Here is a 21,283-nt window from a genome sequence, read left to right on the forward strand (position 1 = left end):
GCGATAGCGGTCTGACATTCAACATTGATGGGGACTGACATACCGCTATCGCGAGCAGGCTCGCTCCCACAATGATCTCGTGTCGATCAGAGGAATCGCTTAGGGTGTGCTTGGCTCGGAACCTATATAGAGCCGAATGATGTCGTCGATTTCCCCAGACATTTTCATACGTACCAAGGTGCGCAAAATGCGCTGCACAGGCACCTTGGGATCATTGCGGATATAGCAGCCGACACTCTGTTCCTGCAAAACCGCCACGCCTTGCAGTTGCTGGCCAGGCAGCAGGCGCTGATTGAACCAGTCCAGCGTCCATTGATTGCTCACGGCGTAGTGATAGCGCCCGGCCAGGAGTTTTTCCAGCACCTGTTCCTGGTTGCGCGCGTCTTCGCGGTGCAGGCGGTCGGCATCGAACAGGGGTTGCAACGTGGGGTAGGTGTAGCCGAGTACCGTGCCGATGGATTGTCGCGACAAGTCCGCAGGCGTCACTGAGGTCAGCGGATCTGACCGGCTGATCAGCAGGTCGCGCTGAAACCAGAGTGGAATGCTCCAGATGTAATCCCCGGACTGATTCGGCTGCCAGGACTGCGCCGCATAGCAGCGGATATCGACTTCGCCGTGCTCCATGGCGTTTTGCACTCGCGTGCGAGGCAGCACGTGAAATTCGGCCGGCACGCCGACCTGAGTCGCGAGGCTGACCATCACGTCGTGCAGGATGCCTTGGGTGGGGTGGCCGCGGTCCAGTTGCACCATCGGCATCGCCCAACTGTCGGGCACCACGAAGCGCAATGGCGGCTCGGCGCCAGCGACATTCAGGCTGATCAACAGCAGTGCCCCCAAGGCCAGCCGCATAAACGCTCCGGTGCTGATAAAACCCGAGCCGATAAAAGCCCCCCAAAGATCATCTTAGCCAGATTAGACGAGCGCACCGGATGCAATTTTGGCCTTGCTCCGATAGCATTAGCCGCTTCTGTTCCTTCGTTGCGACGGTTTTCGATGAGTTATCAGGTTCTTGCACGTAAATGGCGTCCGCGCTCGTTCCGCGAAATGGTCGGCCAGACCCATGTGCTCAAGGCTCTGATCAATGCCTTGGACAGCCAGCGGCTGCACCACGCCTATCTGTTTACCGGTACCCGCGGGGTCGGCAAGACCACCATCGCGCGGATCATCGCCAAATGCCTGAACTGTGAAACAGGTATCACTTCAACGCCTTGCGGCGAGTGCTCGGTGTGCCGCGAGATCGATGAAGGCCGCTTCGTCGACCTGATCGAGATTGACGCCGCGAGCCGGACCAAGGTCGAGGACACCCGCGAACTGCTCGACAACGTGCAGTACGCACCGAGCCGCGGGCGCTTCAAGGTCTACCTGATCGACGAAGTGCACATGCTCTCCAGCCATTCCTTCAATGCGCTGTTGAAAACCCTTGAAGAGCCGCCGCCCTACGTCAAGTTCATCCTGGCGACGACCGATCCGCAGAAACTTCCTGCAACCATTCTTTCGCGGTGCCTGCAGTTCTCTCTGAAGAACATGACGCCGGAGCGTGTGGTCGAGCATTTGACCCACGTGCTGGGTGTCGAGAACGTGCCGTTCGAAGACGACGCGCTGTGGCTGCTGGGCCGCGCTGCCGACGGTTCGATGCGCGACGCCATGAGCCTGACCGACCAGGCGATTGCCTTCGGTGAAGGCAAAGTCATGGCCGCCGACGTACGGGCGATGCTCGGCACGCTCGATCACGGCCAGGTCTACGACGTTCTGCACGCGCTGATCGAAGGCGACGCCAAGGCCTTGCTCGAAGCCGTCCGTCACCTGGCCGAACAAGGCCCGGACTGGAACGGCGTGCTCTCGGAAATTCTCAACGTGCTGCACCGTGTCGCCATCGCCCAGGCCCTGCCTGAAGGCGTCGACAACGGTCATGGCGACCGTGACCGGGTGCTGGCACTGGCTCAGGCTCTGCCAGCCGAAGACGTGCAGTTTTATTACCAGATGGGCCTGATCGGTCGCCGCGACTTGCCGCTGGCGCCGGACCCGCGCGGTGGCTTCGAAATGGTCCTGCTGAGAATGCTCGCGTTCCGGCCGGCAGACACCGCGGACGCGCCGAGGCAACCGCTAAAGCCAGTGGGGATCAGCCAGGCCACAGTTGATTCCGCAAACTCAGTGGCTGCCGCGCCCGTTGTTGCGCCGGTAGTCGCTGCGGCAGTTGCACCCGTCGCGCCTGCGCCGGTTGTGGCGGTGGTTGTTCCAGTGCAAGCGCCCGAGCCTGAGCCGGTTGCGCCCGAGCCTGTCGTTGAGGCAGTAGCGGTCGAAACCGTCGTCGATCTGCCCTGGAACGACCCGATAGAACCCGAAGTCGTTCAGCAGCCCGCCGTCGAGCCGGTGCTGGAAATCGCCAGCGAACAACCCGAATTGGCGCCGATGCCATTGCCAACGCCCGACAGCGTGGTGCCGGACGCGCCGGAGTGGGCCGCTGCGCCAATTCCGGAGCCGTCGGTAGCTGACGTCGATGCCGCGACACCGGGCATGGACCTGGACGACGAGCCGCCGCTGGACGAGGACTACATCGAGCCGGACATGGAATCGGCCTACAGCTACCTCGATGAACTGGCCAGCGAACACACCGCCGAGCCAGCGCCGGAAGCCGAACCTGAACCGGCCGCCATGCCGGCCACCGGTCTGGCGGCGCAATGGCTGGAGTTGTTCCCGAAACTGCCGATCTCCGGCATGACCGGCAGCATCGCCGCCAACTGCACGCTGATCGCCGTCGAAGGTGACAATTGGCTGATGCACCTGGACCCGGCCCACAGCGCGTTGTTCAACGCGACTCAACAGCGTCGCTTGAACGATGCGTTGAACCAGTTTCACGGGCGTACGCTGACCCTGCGCATGGAGTTGATCAAGCCCGAGCAGGAAACCCCGGCCCAGGCTGCGTCCCGCCGCCGTGCGAACCGTCAGCGCGAGGCCGAAGAGTCGATCCACGGTGATCCGTTCATCCAGCAAATGATGCAGCAGTTCGGTGCGGTGGTCCGTAACGATACTATTGAACCTGTCGAGACCCTGGTCACTCAGGGCTAATAACTGAAGGTGTTCGGCCGAAAGGGCCGGGCGCTGTATTTATCCAAGTACTTTTGAGGTGATTCCCATGATGAAAGGTGGCATGGCCGGCCTGATGAAGCAGGCACAGCAGATGCAGGAAAAAATGGCCAAGATGCAGGAAGAACTGGCCAACGCCGAAGTCACCGGTAAAGCCGGTGGCGATATGGTCACCGTGGTGATGACCGGTCGTCACGACGTCAAGCGCGTGACCATCGATCCAAGCCTGGTCGAAGGCTTGAGCGAAGACGACAAAGAGATGCTGGAGGCCGTGTTCGCCGCCGCCGTCAACGATGCCGTGCGCAAGATCGAAGCCAACAGCCAGGACAAAATGTCCGGCATGACCGCTGGCATGCAACTGCCACCGGGTATGAAACTGCCATTCTGATTCGCTAAAGCGCGTCGGATGGGCTACAAAAAAATGCCAGGCATTGCGCCTGGCATTTTTGTTTCTGCCACACACTGATCGTTCCCACGCGGAGCGTGGGAACGATCAGGCAAGGTAGAAACATCGAACGCGACACCCGCATAAAGGTCTGCTCCCTATACCGCCGAATTCATCGATCAAAGGAGACGCTCACATGCCACAAGCATTGACCCTCAACCAACGTATCGTCCTGGCGTCCCGCCCGGTAGGCGCGCCGACGCCGGAGAATTTCCGCCTGGAGCGCGTTGCGCTACCGGACCTGGCCGACGGTCAGGTGCTGCTCAAGACCCTTTACCTGTCACTCGACCCCTACATGCGCGGACGCATGAGCGACGCGCCGTCCTACGCCGCACCGGTGGAAATCGGCGAAGTGATGACCGGTGGCGCTGTCAGCCGGGTCGAGCGCTCGCTGAATCCAAAATTCCACGAAGGTGATCTGGTGGTCGGTTCTACCGGTTGGCAGAGCCACAGCATCAGCGACGGTCGCGACATCATTCCGGTGCCGTCCGGGCTGCCGAGCCCGTCAATGGCGTTGGGCGTGTTGGGCATGCCCGGCATGACTGCGTATATGGGGCTGATGGATATCGGCCAGCCCAAGGCCGGCGAAACCCTGGTGGTTGCGGCTGCATCCGGCGCCGTGGGTTCGGTGGTCGGCCAGGTGGCGAAGATCAAGGGGCTGCGCGTGGTCGGCGTGGCCGGTGGCGCGGACAAGTGCCGTTATGTGGTCGAGGAGTTGGGTTTTGATGCCTGCATCGACCACAAGAGCCCGAACTTCGCCGATGAATTGGCCAAGGCGTGCTCCGAGGGCATCGACATCTATTACGAAAACGTCGGCGGCAAGGTGTTCGATGCCGTTCTGCCGTTGCTCAAGCCCAAGGCGCGAATTCCACTCTGCGGTCTGATCGCGTCCTACAACGCTCACGAAGCACCGACCGGCCCGGATCGTCTGCCGCAATTGCAGCGTACGCTACTGACCAAACGTGTGCGAATCCAGGGCTTCATCGTGTTCGACGACTACGGTGATCGACAGCCGGAATTCGTCAGCGCCATGGTGCCGTGGGTGCGCGACGGCAAGGTGAAGTTCCGCGAAGACGTGGTCGACGGCCTGGAGCAGGCACCTGAAGCGTTCATCGGTCTGCTGGAAGGACGCAACTTCGGCAAACTGGTTGTGCGGGTCGCCCAGGACTGAGTAATTGACGCTAAACAGAGGCGCGGGTATAAACCGCGTCTCGTTGTTTTGTCGGACTTTTCCCCATGAGCTTCAGCCCTTTGATTCGCCAACTGATCGACGCCCTGCGAATTTTGCCAGGTGTGGGTCAGAAAACTGCCCAACGCATGGCGTTGCAGCTGCTCGAGCGTGATCGCAGCGGCGGCTCTCGCCTGGCGTTGGCGCTGAGCCAGGCCATGGAAGGGGTGGGCCATTGCCGGTTGTGCCGCACGCTGACCGAAGACGATCTCTGCCCGCAATGCGCCGATACCCGTCGCGACGACACCTTGCTCTGCGTGGTGGAAGGTCCGATGGACGTCTACGCGGTGGAGCAGACCGGCTTCCGTGGTCGCTACTTTGTGCTCAAGGGCCATCTGTCGCCACTCGACGGACTCGGGCCTGAGGCCATCGGTATTCCGCAACTGCTGGCGCGGATCGAAGAGGCGGGCACGTTCACTGAAGTCATTCTCGCGACCAACCCGACCGTGGAAGGTGAGGCGACAGCGCATTACATTGCCCAATTGCTCAGCAACAAAGGCCTGATCGCCTCGCGCATCGCCCACGGCGTGCCATTGGGCGGCGAGCTGGAGTTGGTGGATGGCGGGACGTTGGCGCATTCGTTTGCCGGGCGTAAGCCGATCGTTTTGTAGTGTCTGAACTGACGCCTTCGCGAGCAAGCTCGCTCCCACATTGGTTTTGCGGTGTTCACAAAACCCCTGTGGGAGCGAGCCTGCTCGCGAAGGGTGCGCCTCGGTTTATATAACTCACACAATCTTGTTGAAAACCAAGCAAGCGCTCGGTTAACTTCGCTGAACCTTCAGTGGAGCTCGCCGATGCCTGCCTTTCAGGAATACTTCGACCCCAGCCACCAATTGGTCCGCGACAGCGTCAGACGTTTCGTCGAGCGCGAGATCTTGCCGGACATCGACCAGTGGGAAGAAGCCGAAAGCTTTCCCCGCGAGCTCTACCTCAAGGCCGGCGCGGCGGGGATTCTGGGGATCGGTTATCCCGAAGCCTTGGGCGGCAGCCACGAAGGTGATCTGTTCGCCAAGGTCGCCGCCAGCGAAGAACTGATGCGCTGTGGTTCCGGCGGTCTGGTGGCGGGGCTCGGCTCGTTGGACATCGGCCTGCCGCCGATCCTCAAGTGGGCCAGGCCTGAAGTTCGCGATCGCGTTGTGCCGCAAGTGCTCGCCGGCGAGAAGATCAGCGCCCTGGCCGTGACCGAGCCCAGCGGTGGCTCCGACGTCGCCAACCTGCAAACCCGCGCCGTGCGCGACGGTGAGTGCTACCGGGTCAGCGGCAGCAAAACCTTTATCACCAGTGGCGTCCGTGCAGATTTCTACACCGTCGCGGTGCGTACCGGTGCACCGGGATTCGCTGGCATCAGCCTGCTGTTGATCGAGAAGGGCACGCCCGGTTTTACCGTCGGCCGTCAGTTGAAGAAAATGGGTTGGTGGGTGTCGGACACTGCCGAACTGTTCTTCGACGATTGCCGGGTGCCGGTAGGCAATCTGATTGGCGCTGAAAACATGGGCTTCGCCTGCATCATGGGCAACTTCCAGAGCGAACGCCTGGCGCTGGCGCTAATGGCCAACATGACCGCGCAGCTGGCGCTGGAAGAGAGCCTGAAATGGGCTCGCCAACGCGAAGCATTCGGTAAACCCATCGGCAAGTTTCAGGTACTCAAGCATCGCCTTGCCGAAATGGCGACGGCGCTGGAGGTGTCACGGGAATTCACCTACCGCCAGGCGGCGAAAATGGCGGCGGGGCAGAGTGTGATCAAGGAGATTTCCATGGCCAAGAACTTTGCGACTGACACGGCTGATCGGATTACGACGGATGCGGTGCAGATTCTGGGTGGCCTCGGTTACATGCGCGAGAGCCTGGTGGAGCGGCTGTATCGGGATAACCGCATTCTTTCGATCGGCGGCGGTACGCGAGAAGTGATGAACGAGATCATCAGTAAGCAGATGGGGCTCTAATCTGCGGTGTGGCGGCTGACGCCATCGCGAGCAGGCTCGCTCCCACAGTTAATCTCTGTCGTGCACAAACTTGTGTACACAGAAAATCCCCTGTGGGAGCGAGCCTGCTCGCGAAGGCGTCGGTGCAGACGCCGCGTTACTTATCAGACAACGCAAACTGCGTCAGGCAAAAGGTCGGAATCCCCATATCTTCCAGCCGCTGCGACCCGCCCAGCTCTGGCAGATCAATGATCGCCGCCGCTTCATGAACCCGCGCGCCCATGCGTCGAACCAGATTTGCCGCCGCAATCAGCGTCCCGCCCGTGGCGATCAGGTCATCGAACATCACCACCGAATCGCCCTCGCACAAGCTGTCGGCGTGGACTTCGAGGAAGGCTTCGCCGTATTCGGTCGCATAACCCTCGGCCAGCACGTCGGCCGGCAGTTTGCCTTGCTTGCGAAACAGCACCAGCGGCTTGTTCAGCTGATAGGCCAGGACCGAACCGATCAGAAAGCCGCGAGCGTCCATCGCACCGATGTGGGTGAAGTCAGCCTCGACATAACGGTGGGCGAAACTGTCCATCACCAGGCGCAGGGCCGTGGGCGACTGGAACAGCGGGGTAATGTCGCGAAAGATCACGCCCGGCTTGGGGAAGTCGATCACAGGGCGGATGAGGGATTTGATGTCGAAGGAGTCGAAGACCATCGTCGGGTGTCCTGGCAGGCTGCAAACGACGCAGTATAACGGCGGCTGAACCGTTTCGCTCAGCCGCCATCGCCGATATCAGCCGTCTAGCGAGCCGCCGGCCAAGGCGCAGAGCTGGATCGGGTCGAGGATATGGATTTCCTTGCCTTCAGCCGCAATCAGTTCGTTTTGCTGGAAGCGCGTGAACACCCGGGACACGGTTTCCACCGCCAGGCCCAGGTAATTGCCGATTTCGTTGCGCGACATGCTCAAGCGGAACTGGTTGGCCGAGAAGCCCCTGGCGCGGAAACGGGCCGACAGGTTGACCAGGAACGTGGCGATGCGCTCGTCGGCGGTTTTCTTCGACAGCAGCAACATCATTTGCTGATCGTCGCGAATCTCGCGGCTCATCACGCGCATCAACTGACGGCGCAGTTGCGGCAGTTGCAGCGCCAGTTCGTCGAGACGTTCGAAAGGGATTTCACACACCGATGTGGTTTCCATGGCTTGCGCCGAGACCGGGTGTTTTTCGGTGTCCATGCCCGACAGGCCGACCAGTTCGCTCGGCAGGTGGAAACCGGTGAGTTGTTCTTCGCCGCCATCGCTCAGGCTGAAGGTCTTCAGGGCGCCAGAGCGTACTGCATAAACGGAATCGAAGGTGTCGCCCTGGCGGAACAGGAATTCGCCTTTTTTCAGCGGGCGGCCACGTTTAACGATTTCGTCCAGCGCTTCCATGTCTTCCAGATTCAAAGAAAGTGGCAAGCAGAGGGGGGCCAGGCTGCAATCCTTGCAATGGGCCTGGCTATGAGCGCGCAGCTTTACTGGCTCGGACATTTCTTCAATCCTTGTGGGAAAAAACACACATAAGCCGTAAGGGTAACCCACGGGAGGACATTCAGGCACGCGGCGATTTTGTCGCAGGGTCGTAAAGTCAGTGTTTCGTAGACCGGCAGCTAGATCACCCGCGAAAACCGCTGGCGATTGTGCTGTTCCAGGTACGCGTCGAACACCATGCACACCGAACGCACGAGCAATCGTCCGGCGGGCAGTACGGTGATCCGTTCGTTATCCAGTTCGATCAGGCCGTCGTCGGCCATTCCCTGCAACTGTGGCCAGAGTTCGCCGAAGTAACCCTGAAAGTCGATGTTGAAGGCATGTTCGATCTCGGCGAATTCCAGGCTGAAAGTGCAGATCAGTTGCTGGATAACCGCGCGTCGCAGGCGGTCATCGGCGTTGCACAGCAGACCACGGCTGGTGGCCAGCTGCGCGCTGGCCAGCGTGTTCTGGTACTGATTCAGGTCGCTGCTGTTCTGGCAATACAAGTCGCCGATCTGGCTGATGGCCGACACGCCCAGGCCAATCAGGTCGCAATGACCTTGGGTGGTGTAGCCCTGGAAGTTGCGTTGCAGGGTCGATTCTTCCTGAGCAATCGCCAGTTCATCGTCGGGCAACGCGAAGTGGTCCATGCCGATGTAGCGGTAACCGGCCTGGGTCAGTTGTTCGATGGTGCCCTGGAGTATTTCCAGTTTTTGCGCCGGTGTCGGCAGTTCGTCGCTGTTGATTCGCCGTTGCGGCATGAAGCGTTCCGGCAGGTGCGCGTAGTTGAACACCGAGAGGCGGTCCGGTTGCAGGTTGATCACTTCATCAACCGTGCGGGCGAAATTCTCGGGTGTCTGCCTTGGCAAGCCGTAGATCAGGTCAATGTTGATCGAGCGAAACTGCAGCGTGCGCGCAGCGTCGATCACCGCGCGGGTTTCTTCCAGGCTTTGCAGACGATTGACTGCCCGTTGCACCGCCGGATCGAGGTCTTGCAGGCCGATACTGACCCGGTTGAAGCCCAGTTCACGGAGCAGGCCCATGGTCGACCAGTCGGCTTCACGAGGGTCGATCTCGATGCCGTAGTCGCCGGAATCGTCGTCCAGCAAGTTGAAGCTTTTGCGCAACTGGGCCATCAACTGGCGCAGTTCATCGTGGCTGAGAAAGGTCGGGGTGCCGCCGCCGAAATGCAGTTGCTCGACTTTCTGCGCGGGGTCGAGGTGGCAGGCGATCAGCTGGATTTCCTGCTCAAGGCGCTGCAAATAAGGCAGGGCCCGGCCGCGATCCTTGGTGATGACTTTATTGCAGGCGCAGTAGTAGCAAACATTCGCGCAGAACGGCACGTGCACATACAGCGATAACGGGCGCAGGGCTTTACGGCTGTCGCGCAGGGCGTGGAACAGGTCGAACGTGCCGACCTGACCGTCGAATTGCGCCGCGGTCGGGTAGGAGGTGTAGCGCGGTCCCGCCAGGTCGTAACGGCGGATCAGATCGGTATCCCAACGAATGGCGTCGAGCATCATGCGGGCATTCCCCCGGATAGGCTGGCAGTGTCAGCGAGTCTAGGGGGTGCGGCGTCGGGGCATCTTGATTTGCATCAACGGTCAGGATTTGTGTCGTTGGTGAGGACCTCTTCGCGAGCAGGCTCGCTCCCACATTGAAATGCATTCCCCTGTGGGAGCGAGCCTGCTCGCGAAGAGTGCGCCGCCGATCTAATGCCCCATGAGCCAATGCTGATGCGGCCCCGGCAAGGTCCAGATGCCGAACAGGATCACCAATAATCCGCCCGTCATCCGCACGCTACGTTTGCGCAATAACGCCGTGACCCGCTCAGCCGCCAACCCCGTGGCGAGCAACACCGGCCAGGTGCCGAGCCCGAACGCGAGCATCAAAAGCGCACTGTCCAGCGCATTGCCCTGACTCGCCGACCACAACAGGGTGCTGTAAACCAACCCGCACGGTAGCCAGCCCCAGAGTGCGCCCAGCAGCAACGCGCGGGGGACGCTCGACACCGGCAGCAGTTTGTTGGCAACCGGCTGGATGTGCCGCCACAGGCCGCGACCGAGGCTTTCGATGCGGGTCAGGCCGCTCCACCAACCGGCGAGGTACAGGCCCATGGCGACCAACAGCAATCCGGCGATGACGCGCATGAACATCGCCGCCGGGCTGTTGGCCACCGCCCAGCCCGCCAGGCCGATCAGCAGGCCGGCCGTTGCATAGCTGAGAATTCGCCCCAGGTTGTAGGCCAGCAGCAGTCGAAAGCGTCGGCTGCGTTGTTCCTTGGGAATTGCCAAGGTCAGCGCGCCCATCAAGCCGCCGCACATGCCCAGGCAATGCCCGCCACCGAGCAGACCGAGAATCACCGCAGACACCAGCAGCGGCGCCAACTCAAGCATGGGGTGGCGCCTTGTCGTCCGGTTTGGCCGGATGACCGCTGGCTTCGTCGACTGCGGCCTTGTGGTTCGGGTCCTGGTCGTCGAACAGAATGCTGTGGGCCGGGCCGTCGAGGTCGTCGTACTGACCGCTGTCGACTGCCCAGAAGAAGATGTAAATAGCGATGGCCACGATCAGCAGCGCGGCCGGGATCATCACGTAGAGAGCTGGCATCTGGACTCCATGCCCGCGCGGCTCAGGCCGGCAGCGGACGGGTTTCTGGCGTGGCGCTGAGCGCAGGCGTGTTTGGCATGCGAGTCAGGCGCAGGGCGTTCAGCACCACGGTCAACGAACTGATGGACATGCCGACCGCGGCCCATACCGGAGTGATCCAGCCGAGGGCGGCGAACGGCAACATGAGGCCATTGTACAACCCGGACCACAGCAGGTTCTCGATGATTACCCGGCGGGTGCGCCGAGCCAGGCTAAAGGCTTGGACCAGTGCATCGAGGCGGTTCGACAGCAGTACCGCGTCGGCACTGGTTTTCGCCAGATCGGTGGCCGAACCCATGGCCACGCTGATGTCGGCGGCGGCCAGCACGGGCACGTCGTTGACCCCGTCACCGAGCATCAACACCTTGCGGCCTTCCTTGTGCAACTGTTGCAGGACCTGCAATTTATCGTCTGGACGCAAGCCGCCACGGGCTTCATCAATGCCCAGTTCCGCGGCGACACTGGCGACCATCGGTGAGCTGTCGCCGGACAGCAGCAATGTGCGCCAGCCGCGAGCCTTGCAGGCCGCGAGCAGGGCAGGTGCATCGGCACGCAGGCGGTCGTCGAGAACAAACCATGCCAACGGCCCCTGGCTGTCGCCGAGCAATAGCCATTGGCCGGCTTCATCCGGCATCGATGGCACGGCAGCGCCGCTGAGTTCACAGACAAAACCCGGTTGGCCGATGCGCAGGCGTTGCTCGCCGACCAAGCCTTCGAGGCCAAGTCCGGGCGTGCTGTGGACTTCTTCGGCGGCCAGCGGCGCCCGGCCAAACGCGCGGGCGATGGGGTGTTCGGAACGGTTTTCCAGGGCTGCGGCCAGGCTCAGGCATTGATCGCTATTGAGCGCGCCGAGCGGGCGAATCGAACGCAAGGCCAGGCGACCTTCCGTCAACGTGCCGGTCTTGTCGAAAATCACCGTGTCGATCTGATTCAGACCTTCCAGCACATGGCCGCGAGTCAGCAGCAAACCCAGCTTGTGCAGCGTGCCGGTGGCGGCGGTGAGGGCAGTTGGCGTGGCCAGGGACAGGGCGCACGGGCACGTCGCAACGAGCATCGCCAACACAATCCAGAAGGCTCGCGACGAATCCAGTTCCCACCAGATCAGGCCGATGACGGCAGCGGCAATCAGCGACAGCAGCAGGAACCACTGCGCGGCGCGGTCGGCGATTTCCGCCAGTCGCGGCTTCTCGGCCTGAGCACGGTCCAGCAGGCGGACGATGGCGGACAGTCGGGTGTCTTGACCCAGCGCCAGGACTTCCACGGTCAGCGCGCCTTCGACGTTCAGGGTGCCGGCGGTGACGGCATCGCCCGGCGTGCGCGGTTGCGGCAGGTACTCGCCGGTGAGCAGGGATTCGTCGATGCTCGACTGGCCGTCGAGGATCTTGCCGTCAGCCGGGAGGATCGCGCCGGGGTGCACCAGCACCTGATCGCCGACGCGCAGTTCGCTGAGCAGGATCCGCTCGCTCTGGCCGTCGGCACTCAGGCGCAGACACGAGGCGGGCAACAGATTGACCAGTTGTGCGGTGGCGGCGGCGGTGCGTTCACGGGCGCGACGTTCGAGATAACGCCCGGCCAGCAGGAACAGCGCGAACATGCCGACCGCATCGAAATACAGTTCACCGACGCCAGTGATCGAGGTCCAGATTCCGGCGATGTAGGCGCTGCCAATCGCCAGCGACACCGAGACGTCCATGGTCAGGTGGCGGGTGCGCAAGTCGCGCATGGCGCCTTTGAAGAAGGGCGCGCAGCTGTAGAACACGATCGGGGTGGTGAGAAACAGCGCGACCCAGCGCAGGATCGTATGCAGCTCGGGGCTGAGGTCGATGTTGAATTCCGGCCAAGTGGCCATGGTCGCCATCATCGCCTGGAACCACAACAGCCCGGCTACGCCGAGCTGGCGCAGGGCCAGGCGGTTTTCGCTGGCCAGTTGTTCGCTGGCGCGGTCGGCTTGATACGGGTGCGCGGCGTAACCGATGTGGCGCAACTCGCTGAGTACCTGGCTCAGCGGCAGTTGCGCATCGGCCCATCGTACGTGCAGGCGATGGTTGGACAGGTTCAGGCGCGCTTCGGCCACTGCCGGCAAGCCACGCAGGTGTTTCTCGATCAGCCAGCCGCAGGCGGCGCAACTGATGCCTTCCATCAACAGGGTAGTTTCGGCGAGTTCGCCTTCGTGGCGGACGAAGGGGGCTTGCACGTCGGCGCGGTCGTACAGCGCCAGTTCGTCCACCAACTGCACCGGCAGTGCTTCGGGGTTGGCCGATGACTCGCTGCGATGTTGGTAATAGGTTTCCAGTCCACCGGCCACAATGGCTTCGGCCACGGCCTGACAACCCGGGCAGCAGAACTCGCGGGTTTCACCGAGGACGGCAGCGGTGAAGCGGCTGCCGGCCGGGACGGGCAGGGCGCAGTGGTAGCAGGGGGTTGGACTGGTCATGAGGCGTGTTCCGATGATCGTTCCCACGCTCTGCGTGGGAATGCCTCCCCGGACGCTCCGCGTCCGCTTCGGCTGGGACGCGGAGCGTCCCTGGCTGCGTTCCCACGCAGAGCGTGGGAACGATCAGGGTAAGGCTTATTTTTTCAGGTCTTCGGCGCCTTGCAGCGGTTCATCACCCAGCAGCAGATCCTTGTCATGGCTGACCTGTTCTTCTTCGAACATGCGCCAGGTCTTGTCGTCCTGAACGCCCAGCAGTTCTACAAAGCGGCGACCGTCGACCTTGTCGTTCAACTGGCCAATGTAGCGGCCCTGTTCGGTTTCGCTGCGTGCCAGGGTGATCTTGCGATCCTTCTCCGGCTGGGTCGGCGAGATCAGGTTCAGCTCCAGGGTTTTCGGTTGGCTGTTGCCGCTCAGGCGCAGGTCGACTTCGCCGGTCACGTCGTCCAGATGAACGCTGGCGCGCAGCAGCAGGGTCTGCGCCAGCAGCTCACGGTCGAGGGAGCGGTTGATGCCTTTGCCGGCCTCGTAATAGTTGTCGTTGACCAGGTTGTCCGGATTGTTCACCGCGATCGTTACCATGGACAAGGTCAGGGTCACGGAACACGCCAGGATGGCGATGATGATCCACGGCCAAAGGTGCTTGTACCAGGGACTTGTGGCGTTTGCTGCGGGCATGATCACTTCTCTCAACGAACTTGTGGGCCGATGAACCGGCTCTTGGCTTCAATGTGGACGCTGTCGTCATCGGCATCCTTGAGGATGAATTTCACCTCGTTGGTGCTCGATGGCAGTTTCTCCGGTGCGCTGGACAGTTCGACCGGCTGGCTGAAAATCTCCCCGGCGGCGACCTTGATCTCGCGCTTGCCTTGCAGCTTGAGGTCCGGCAGGCCAGCGGCTTCGAGCACATAGGTGTGGTCGCGCTGATCCTTGTTCATGATCTTCAGGCTGTAGACGTTTTCGATCCGGCCTTCGGCGTTCTCGCGGTACAGCACGCGGTCCTTGCTGACGTCGAAACCGACCAGCGAACGCATGAAGAATGCGGTCATCAGCAAAGCGATCATCGCCAGCAGCACCGTGGCATAGCCGATCAGGCGCGGGCGCAGTTTATTGGTTTTTTGCCCGGACAGGTTGTGCTCGGTGGTGTAGCTGATCAGACCGCGAGGGTAATCCATCTTGTCCATGATGCTGTCGCAGGCATCGATGCAGGCCGCACAGCCGATGCATTCGACTTGCAGGCCGTCGCGGATGTCGATACCGGTCGGGCAAACCTGGACGCACATGGTGCAGTCGATGCAGTCGCCCAGGCCCATGGCCTTGTAGTCGGCGCCTTTCTTGCGCGGGCCGCGGCCTTCACCACGACGCGGGTCGTAGGAAACGATCAGGGTGTCTTTGTCAAACATCACGCTCTGGAAGCGCGCGTACGGGCACATGTAAATGCACACCTGCTCGCGCAACCAGCCGGCATTGCCGTAGGTGGCGAGGGTGAAGAAACCGACCCAGAAGTACGACCAGCCGTCGGCTTCGCCGGTGAAGAAGTCGATGGTCAGTTCGCGGATCGGCGAGAAGTAACCGACGAAGGTCATGCCGGTGATGAAGCCGATCAACAGCCACATCGTGTGTTTGCTGAATTTGCGCAGGAATTTATTGGCGCTCATGGGCGCTTTGTCGAGCTTGATGCGCTGGTTGCGATCGCCTTCGGTGACCTTCTCGCACCACATGAAAATCCAGGTCCAGACACTCTGCGGGCAGGTATAGCCGCACCAGACCCGCCCGGCGTACACGGTAATGAAGAACAGGCCGAAGGCGCTGACGATCAGGATCCCCGAGAGCAGGATGAAGTCCTGAGGCCAGAAGGTTGCGCCAAAGATGAAGAATTTGCGTTCCGGCAGGTTCCACCAGACGGCCTGATGGCCACCCCAGCTCAGCCAGACCGTACCGAAATACAACAGAAACAACCCGGCACCGCCCATCATCCGCAGGTTGCGGAACAGGCCGGTGAAGGCGCGGGTGTAGATTTTTTCTCGAGAGGCGTAGAGGTCGACGCTGTTGTTCGCGTTCTTGGCAGGGGTAACGTCGTGTACCGGAATCTGATTGCTCATCATTGCATCCCACGGCAGTGGAAAAATGCCTCGGTCAGTACATGCCGACCGCGGTCAAAAAGAGGTGTTGCAGTGGCGCAATGATACGCCTGTCGCTCTAGGTCAAGGGTGCGACCTTTGGTCACGTTGGTGGAAATCATCTGGCGGTGTAATGACTTGAATCAATTGACTAGTGAATTATGGCCGGTTTTTGAGGATGGCGAACTCATTCGTCCCATGGATTGATCAGTGCAACGCCGCTGGATTTAAAGTCGCTGATGTTGCGGGTGACGACTGTGAGGCCATGAACCAGCGCAGTCGCTGCGATCAGGGCGTCGCTTTCGTTGGCACGGTCCGGAACATGCAAACTGGCACACCGTAGCGCCACGGCGGCATCGACCGGCAAGATTCTGGCATCAAAGGCCGGTATGACGTGTCGCTTCAGCCAGGTTCGCAATACCTTCCCCTGAACGGGATCACGACGCTCCATCCGAAGAACCCCTGTCTCCAGTTCCTTCAAGGTAATGGCCGAAATAAACATACGTGGCGCGATGACACTTTTGGCCCAGGCGACAACATTCGCGTCAGCCTGGGGTTTGCGCAGTTCAGAAATCACGTTGATGTCGAGTAGAAACATCAGGACAGGTCCACGGGTCGATGAATGATCACGGCACGCTCGGTTTCGAACTCGATGTCTGCCGCTTCTGGCATCACTAGCAGGTCGACAATGCTGGCGTTGATGCCTGTCAGTTTTTGGTAGTCCTCAATGCTTAGCAGTACGTGAGCCGGCTTGCCACGGTCGGTGATGATAACCGGGCCCTGGCGCGTGGCTTTTTTGGCACTACTTGTGTCCTGATTGAATTCACGGCTGGAAATGGTGGTGATGGCCATCGTGGATGTCCCCCCTGAAAGTACTTTGTAGAAACGTTACTACTCGGCAAGTTGATGCGCAATCTCGGAGGGCGCGCAGTGGGCTACCGTTGGTCGCTACAGCGCGGGCCATGAGCGTCCGAAACCAAAACGGCCCCGCCAATTCACATTGGCGGGGCCGTTTTTTGTTGCTTCAAGCGTTTGCCTTACTGGGCGTCCGCCACTGGCGCTTTCTCGCCGTGAGAGAGGCTGTAGACGTAAGCGGCCAGCAGGTGAACCTTGTCGTTGCCTTGCAGCTGTTCTTGCGCAGGCATCTGGCCCTGACGGCCGTAACGGATGGTCTGCTGCAGTTGAGCGAAGCTCGAACCGTAGATGAACGCTGCCGGGTGGGTCAGGTTAGGCGCGCCCATCGCTGGCGTGCCTTTGCCTTCCGGACCGTGGCACACCGCGCAGTTGGCAGCGAACAGCTTCTGGCCAGCTACCGGGTCAGCCTTGGTGCCTTCCGGCAACTTGCGGCCATCGAGGTTGGTCAGTACGAACGCGGCAACGTTCGCAACGCCTTGCTCGCCGATCACTTCTGCCCACGCCGGCATGACCGCGTGACGACCGCCCATGATGGTGGTCTTGATGGTTTGCGCTTCGCCGCCCCAGCGCCAGTCGGCGTCGGTCAGGTTAGGGAAGCCATACGCGCCCTTGGCATCGGAACCGTGGCAGACCGAGCAGTTGGAGGCGAACAGGCGGCCACCCATCTTCAGGGCTTGCGGGTCCTTGGCAACTTCTTCGATCGGCATGGAAGCGAACTTGGCGAAGATCGGGCCGAACTTGGCGTCCGACTTGGCCATTTCCTTTTCCCACTCGTGAACGCCGGTCCAGCCGCTCTGGCCGTTGGCGAACGCGGTCTGCTTGTCGTTATCGAGGTAGTTATAACCCGGCAACAGGCCTTTCCAATTGCCCAGGCCCGGGTACAGCACCAGGTAGCCCAGGGCGAAGATGATGGTGCCCACGAACAGCATGAACCACCATTTTGGCAGTGGGTTGTCGTACTCCTCGATCCCGTCGAAGGAGTGGCCAACCGTTTCTTCGGTGGCTTCGCTGCGCTGGCCCTTGCGGGTGGACAGCAGCAGCCAGGTCAGGGCGAAGATCGTGCCGAGACTGAGGACTGTGACGTACAGACTCCAGAACGTAGTCATTCTTTGTTACTCCTAGAAGCTTGCTCGACGTGCTTGATGGCTTCGGGATCATCCGCGAAAGGCAGCAAGGTCGCGTCTTCAAACTCCGACTTGCGCTTGGGACTGAATACCCACAACGCCAGACCGATGAAGGCCACCATCACAACAACGGTGCCCAGGCCACGAATCATCCCGATATCCATCTAAATCACCGTTTGCTTTTGATGATGGTGCCCAGGCCTTGCAGATAGGCCACCAGCGCGTCCATTTCGGTTTTGCCCTTCACAGCATCCTTGGCGCCGGCGATGTCTTCGTCGGTGTAAGGGACGCCGAGCGTGCGCAAGACTTCCATTTTCTTGGCGGTGTCTTTGCCGTCGAGCTTGTTTTCCACGAGGAACGGGTAGGCCGGCATTTTCGACTCAGGCACCACGTTGCGCGGGTTGTACAAATGCGCACGCTGCCAGTCATCGGAGTAACGACCGCCAACACGGGCCAGGTCCGGACCGGTACGTTTGGAACCCCACAGGAACGGGTGATCCCAGACGCTTTCACCGGCGACCGAGTAGTGGCCGTAACGTTCGGTTTCAGCGCGGAACGGGCGGATCATCTGCGAGTGGCAGCCGACACAACCGTTGGCGATGTAGATGTCGCGGCCTTCCAGTTCAAGGGCGGTGCGAGGCTTCATGCCTTCGACCGGCTTGTTGGTGACGTCCTGGAAAAACAGCGGAACGATCTGGGTCAGGCCGCCGATGCTGACGGCGATAACCATGAAGAAGGCCAGCAGGCCAATGTTCTTCTCGACTGCTTCATGCTTCATCAGTGAGCTCCAACTACAGCAATCTGTTCAGCAGCTTTGGCTTCAGCCGGGTTCGAGGCACGTACGGTACGCCATACGTTGTAGGCCATGAACAGCATGCCGCTGGCGAAGAACGCACCGCCCAGGGCGCGAACGATGAAACCAGGATGGCTGGCTTGCAGCGCTTCAACGAACGAGTAGGTGAGGGTGCCGTCGTCGTTGATTGCACGCCACATCAGACCCTGGGTGATGCCGTTGACCCACATCGAAGCGATGTACAGAACGGTACCGATGGTCGCGAGCCAGAAGTGCGTGTTGATGAGGCCGATGCTGTGCATCTGCACACGACCGAACAGTTTCGGGATCATGTGGTAGATCGCGCCGATCGAGATCATCGCTACCCAGCCCAGGGCGCCGGCGTGTACGTGGCCGATGGTCCAGTCAGTGTAGTGAGACAGCGAGTTGACGGTCTTGATGGCCATCATCGGGCCTTCGAAGGTCGACATGCCGTAGAAGGCCAGCGACACAACGAGGAACCGCAGGATCGGGTCGGTGCGCAGCTTATGCCAGGCGCCCGACAGGGTCATCATGCCGTTGATCATGCCGCCCCAGCTTGGTGCCAGCAGGATGATCGACATCGCCATGCCCAGTGACTGAGCCCAGTCCGGCAGCGCGGTGTAGTGCAGGTGGTGCGGACCGGCCCAGATGTACAGGGTGATCAGCGCCCAGAAGTGCACGATCGACAGACGATAGGAGTAGATCGGACGCTCGGCCTGCTTCGGAACGAAGTAGTACATCATCCCCAGGAAGCCGGTGGTCAGGAAGAAACCCACCGCGTTGTGGCCGTACCACCACTGGATCATCGCGTCAGTCGCACCGGCGTAGGCCGAGTAGGACTTGAAGAAACTGACCGGCAGGGAAGCGTGGTTGACGATGTGCAACATCGCGGTCACAACGATGAAGGCACCGTAGAACCAGTTACCCACATAGATGTGCTTGGTTTTGCGCTTGGTGATGGTGCCGAAGAACACCAGACCGTAAGTAACCCAGACGATGGCCAGCAGAATAGCCAGGGGCCATTCCAGTTCCGCGTATTCCTTGGTGGTGGTGTAACCCAACGGCAAGGTAATGATCGCGCCGACGATCACCGCTTGCCAACCCCAGAAGGTGAAGGCGGCGAGGCTGTCGGAAATCAGTCGCGTTTGGCAGGTTCGCTGCACGACGTAATAAGAAGTGGCAAACAGAGCACAACCACCGAAGGCGAAAATCACCAGGTTGGTGTGCAACGGGCGTAAGCGTCCAAAAGTCGTCCACGGCAGACCGAAGTTCAATTCCGGCCATACAAGCTGTGAGGCGATGAAGACACCAAGCCCCATGCCAAGGATCCCCCAGACCACCGTCATGATGGCGAACTGGCGGACTACCTTATAGTTATAAGCAGTCGGACTGATTGCTGTGCTCATTCTAAGGTTCCACGGTTTGGGTGTTTTATTAGGAGTAAAAATCGGCCGCAAGTATGGAGAAAGCGGGGGGTCATTGCAACGCGCCATGACCTGGGTCAATGCTTTCAAAAGCTGATTCTGCGGCCTTTCCATGCGCCGCGTAGGGACAAAATTGCCCAAGGGCAAAATGTCGCAGCGGACGAAAATGGTGAGGGGGTCAGGTCGGATGTAACGGGGTGTGTTCAAACGCAACGATCGGGTGACAGATGGCAATTGGCACGACAGCCGGTATCTACCAGCCTTTGCGGCCTGTCATCGAGCAGATTCGTCGAACACATCGGGTTGGGTCGACCTGGAACCGGCTCATGCCAGTCCGCATCGGGGGAAGCTTAGACCCGAATCTGGTGAACCGAAAGGAGGACCAACGGAGGGGTGCGACACTTGGTCGCAAAGGGGCAGGGAACTGCCGCATCCGGGAGAATGCGGCAGCAGAGCGGTCGAGATTTATTCGTGTTTGCCTTCAGCCTGCAAACGCTCGGTGTTCAGCCCATGAGACAAGCTGTAAACGTAAGCGGCCAGCAGTTGCACCTTGTCGTTGCCGAGCATTTCGTTCTGCGCCGGCATATGGCCCTGGCGACCATGACGAATCGTCTGTTGCAGTTGCGCCAGGCTTGTCCCGTAGATAAAACCGGCCGGTTGCGTCAGATTCGGCGCGCCCATGGCTTCAGTGCCCTGGCCGTTTGCCCCATGACAGGCTACGCACATAGTGCTGAACGTTTGCTGTCCGGCGTGCAGGTCGGCACCGCTGTCGGCAGCCAACGGCAGGCCGGCCAGGTCATGGCGCACATAAGCCGCGACGTTCTTCACGCCAGCATCACCAAGGATTTCACCCCAGGCCGGCATCGCCGCCATGCGACCACCCATGATCGTGGCTTTGATGGTGTCGGCGTTGCCGCCCCAGCGCCAGCTGGTGTCCGTCAGGTTCGGAAAGCCAAAGGCGCCCTTGGCATCCGAGCCGTGGCAGACCGCGCAATTGGAGGCAAACAGGCGACCGCCCATTTTCAACGCTTGCGGGTCCTGGGCCACCTCTTCCACGGGCATCGCCGCGAATTTGGCGAAGATCGGCCCGAACTTCGCATCGGCCTTGTTCATCTCCTTTTCCCACTCGTGGACGCCGGTCCAACCGTCCTCGTAACCCGGCAGAATGCCTTTCCAGTTGCCCAGGCCGGGGTACAGCACCAGATAGCCCACGGCAAATACCAGCGTGCCGGCGAACAGCATGAACCACCACTGCGGCAGCGGGTTGTCGTACTCCTCGATGCCGTCGAAGCTGTGGCCCATGGTCTGGTCGACGCTGCCCTTGGTTTCGCCCTTGCGGGTGCCGATCAGCAGCCAGGTCAGGCCGATCAGGCTGCCGATGGTCAGTACGCAGATCCACGTACTCCAGAAGGTGGTCATGGCCGGGTACTCCTTGTTTCAGGTTCTTGGGTGGCGTCATCGGGTAGCGGTTCATCGGCGAACGGCAGCAAACGCGCTTCGGCGAATTCCGGGTTGCGCTTACTGTTGAACACCCACAGCGTCAGGCCGACGAAGGCTACGAACACCACGACCGTGCCCAGGCCGCGGATCATTCCACTGCTCATCTCACTCATTATTTCAAAGGGCATG

The 21,283-nt window shown here is 60.8% G+C and carries 22 protein-coding genes; 5 read left to right on the forward strand and 17 right to left on the reverse strand.

The features are described from left to right. Window positions 1-99: 99 nt before the first annotated feature. Window positions 100-849: a substrate-binding periplasmic protein gene (locus tag AC3IUE_RS09835; protein WP_489267028.1), complete on the reverse strand. Its 750-nt coding sequence runs from the start codon at window positions 847-849 to the stop codon at window positions 100-102. Window positions 850-993: 144 nt separating this feature from the next. Here AC3IUE_RS09835 and dnaX point away from each other — a divergent pair, with 144 nt between their 5' ends. The 5 genes from dnaX to AC3IUE_RS09860 all read left to right on the forward strand — a co-directional run bounded on the left by dnaX (window position 994) and on the right by AC3IUE_RS09860 (window position 6,700). Then, window positions 994-3,066: a DNA polymerase III subunit gamma/tau gene (gene dnaX, locus AC3IUE_RS09840; RefSeq protein ID WP_489267030.1), complete on the forward strand. Its 2,073-nt coding sequence runs from the start codon at window positions 994-996 to the stop codon at window positions 3,064-3,066. Window positions 3,067-3,133: 67 nt separating this feature from the next. After that, window positions 3,134-3,472 carry a YbaB/EbfC family nucleoid-associated protein gene (locus AC3IUE_RS09845; protein ID WP_008028561.1) on the forward strand — a complete coding sequence of 113 codons (339 nt, stop codon included), beginning with the start codon at window positions 3,134-3,136 and terminating at the stop codon, window positions 3,470-3,472. A gap of 193 nt (window positions 3,473-3,665) precedes the next feature. After that, complete coding sequence (locus AC3IUE_RS09850) at window positions 3,666-4,700, forward strand: NADP-dependent oxidoreductase (RefSeq protein ID WP_056744254.1); 1,035 nt, start codon at window positions 3,666-3,668, stop codon at window positions 4,698-4,700. 65 nt (window positions 4,701-4,765) lie between these two features. Then, entirely contained in the window at window positions 4,766-5,368 is a 603-nt protein-coding gene (gene recR / locus AC3IUE_RS09855; protein ID WP_046047871.1) for a recombination mediator RecR, read from the forward strand. Window positions 5,369-5,551: 183 nt separating this feature from the next. Beyond that, window positions 5,552-6,700, forward strand: coding sequence for an acyl-CoA dehydrogenase family protein (locus AC3IUE_RS09860; RefSeq protein WP_489267034.1), 1,149 nt, complete (start codon window positions 5,552-5,554; stop codon window positions 6,698-6,700). 136 nt (window positions 6,701-6,836) lie between these two features. Here AC3IUE_RS09860 and AC3IUE_RS09865 read toward each other — a convergent pair whose 3' ends face one another. The 16 genes from AC3IUE_RS09865 to AC3IUE_RS09940 form a co-directional block, all read right to left on the reverse strand. Next, a complete protein-coding gene (locus tag AC3IUE_RS09865) occupies window positions 6,837-7,385 on the reverse strand; it encodes an adenine phosphoribosyltransferase (RefSeq protein ID WP_008146813.1) in 549 nt (182 codons plus the stop codon). A 78-nt stretch (window positions 7,386-7,463) separates the two neighbouring features. Next, window positions 7,464-8,198, reverse strand: a complete 735-nt coding sequence (gene fnr / locus AC3IUE_RS09870) for a fumarate/nitrate reduction transcriptional regulator Fnr (protein ID WP_008146816.1) — start codon at window positions 8,196-8,198, stop codon at window positions 7,464-7,466. 119 nt (window positions 8,199-8,317) lie between these two features. Next, window positions 8,318-9,700 carry an oxygen-independent coproporphyrinogen III oxidase gene (gene hemN / locus AC3IUE_RS09875; protein ID WP_489268781.1) on the reverse strand — a complete coding sequence of 461 codons (1,383 nt, stop codon included), beginning with the start codon at window positions 9,698-9,700 and terminating at the stop codon, window positions 8,318-8,320. A gap of 192 nt (window positions 9,701-9,892) precedes the next feature. Further along, complete coding sequence (locus tag AC3IUE_RS09880; RefSeq protein ID WP_033055657.1) at window positions 9,893-10,576, reverse strand: sulfite exporter TauE/SafE family protein; 684 nt, start codon at window positions 10,574-10,576, stop codon at window positions 9,893-9,895. Next, a complete protein-coding gene (gene ccoS / locus AC3IUE_RS09885; protein ID WP_007905420.1) occupies window positions 10,569-10,787 on the reverse strand; it encodes a cbb3-type cytochrome oxidase assembly protein CcoS in 219 nt (72 codons plus the stop codon). The genes AC3IUE_RS09880 and ccoS overlap by 8 nt, the downstream gene beginning before the upstream one ends. Before the next feature lie 22 nt (window positions 10,788-10,809). After that, complete coding sequence (locus tag AC3IUE_RS09890; RefSeq protein WP_489267038.1) at window positions 10,810-13,260, reverse strand: heavy metal translocating P-type ATPase; 2,451 nt, start codon at window positions 13,258-13,260, stop codon at window positions 10,810-10,812. Window positions 13,261-13,395: 135 nt separating this feature from the next. Continuing rightward, window positions 13,396-13,935 carry a FixH family protein gene (locus tag AC3IUE_RS09895; RefSeq protein ID WP_489267040.1) on the reverse strand — a complete coding sequence of 180 codons (540 nt, stop codon included), beginning with the start codon at window positions 13,933-13,935 and terminating at the stop codon, window positions 13,396-13,398. Window positions 13,936-13,946: 11 nt separating this feature from the next. Beyond that, window positions 13,947-15,359, reverse strand: coding sequence for a cytochrome c oxidase accessory protein CcoG (gene ccoG, locus AC3IUE_RS09900; protein ID WP_489267042.1), 1,413 nt, complete (start codon window positions 15,357-15,359; stop codon window positions 13,947-13,949). Between the two features lie 205 nt (window positions 15,360-15,564). Further along, on the reverse strand, window positions 15,565-15,975 hold the full coding sequence (locus tag AC3IUE_RS09905) for a type II toxin-antitoxin system VapC family toxin (RefSeq protein ID WP_489267044.1): 411 nt from the start codon (window positions 15,973-15,975) through the stop codon (window positions 15,565-15,567). Continuing rightward, entirely contained in the window at window positions 15,975-16,229 is a 255-nt protein-coding gene (locus AC3IUE_RS09910; RefSeq protein WP_033055887.1) for a type II toxin-antitoxin system Phd/YefM family antitoxin, read from the reverse strand. The genes AC3IUE_RS09905 and AC3IUE_RS09910 overlap by 1 nt, the downstream gene beginning before the upstream one ends. A gap of 185 nt (window positions 16,230-16,414) precedes the next feature. Beyond that, the gene (ccoP, locus tag AC3IUE_RS09915; RefSeq protein WP_046057052.1) at window positions 16,415-17,398 is read right to left on the reverse strand and encodes a cytochrome-c oxidase, cbb3-type subunit III; all 984 of its coding nucleotides are present in this window, start codon (window positions 17,396-17,398) and stop codon (window positions 16,415-16,417) included. Further along, complete coding sequence (locus AC3IUE_RS09920; RefSeq protein WP_003175465.1) at window positions 17,395-17,580, reverse strand: CcoQ/FixQ family Cbb3-type cytochrome c oxidase assembly chaperone; 186 nt, start codon at window positions 17,578-17,580, stop codon at window positions 17,395-17,397. The genes ccoP (AC3IUE_RS09915) and AC3IUE_RS09920 overlap by 4 nt, the downstream gene beginning before the upstream one ends. A 5-nt stretch (window positions 17,581-17,585) precedes the next feature. Beyond that, window positions 17,586-18,194, reverse strand: a complete 609-nt coding sequence (gene ccoO / locus AC3IUE_RS09925; RefSeq protein ID WP_018925301.1) for a cytochrome-c oxidase, cbb3-type subunit II — start codon at window positions 18,192-18,194, stop codon at window positions 17,586-17,588. After that, window positions 18,194-19,636: a cytochrome-c oxidase, cbb3-type subunit I gene (gene ccoN, locus AC3IUE_RS09930; protein WP_056744267.1), complete on the reverse strand. Its 1,443-nt coding sequence runs from the start codon at window positions 19,634-19,636 to the stop codon at window positions 18,194-18,196. Before ccoN ends, ccoO begins: the two co-directional genes overlap by 1 nt. Before the next feature lie 483 nt (window positions 19,637-20,119). Beyond that, window positions 20,120-21,073: a cytochrome-c oxidase, cbb3-type subunit III gene (ccoP, locus tag AC3IUE_RS09935; RefSeq protein ID WP_489267048.1), complete on the reverse strand. Its 954-nt coding sequence runs from the start codon at window positions 21,071-21,073 to the stop codon at window positions 20,120-20,122. Further along, on the reverse strand, window positions 21,070-21,270 hold the full coding sequence (locus AC3IUE_RS09940; protein WP_177338877.1) for a cbb3-type cytochrome oxidase subunit 3: 201 nt from the start codon (window positions 21,268-21,270) through the stop codon (window positions 21,070-21,072). Before AC3IUE_RS09940 ends, ccoP (AC3IUE_RS09935) begins: the two co-directional genes overlap by 4 nt. Between the last annotated feature and the right edge of the window lie 13 nt (window positions 21,271-21,283).

It is taken from the genome of Pseudomonas sp. GL_093, from assembly GCF_057837605.1.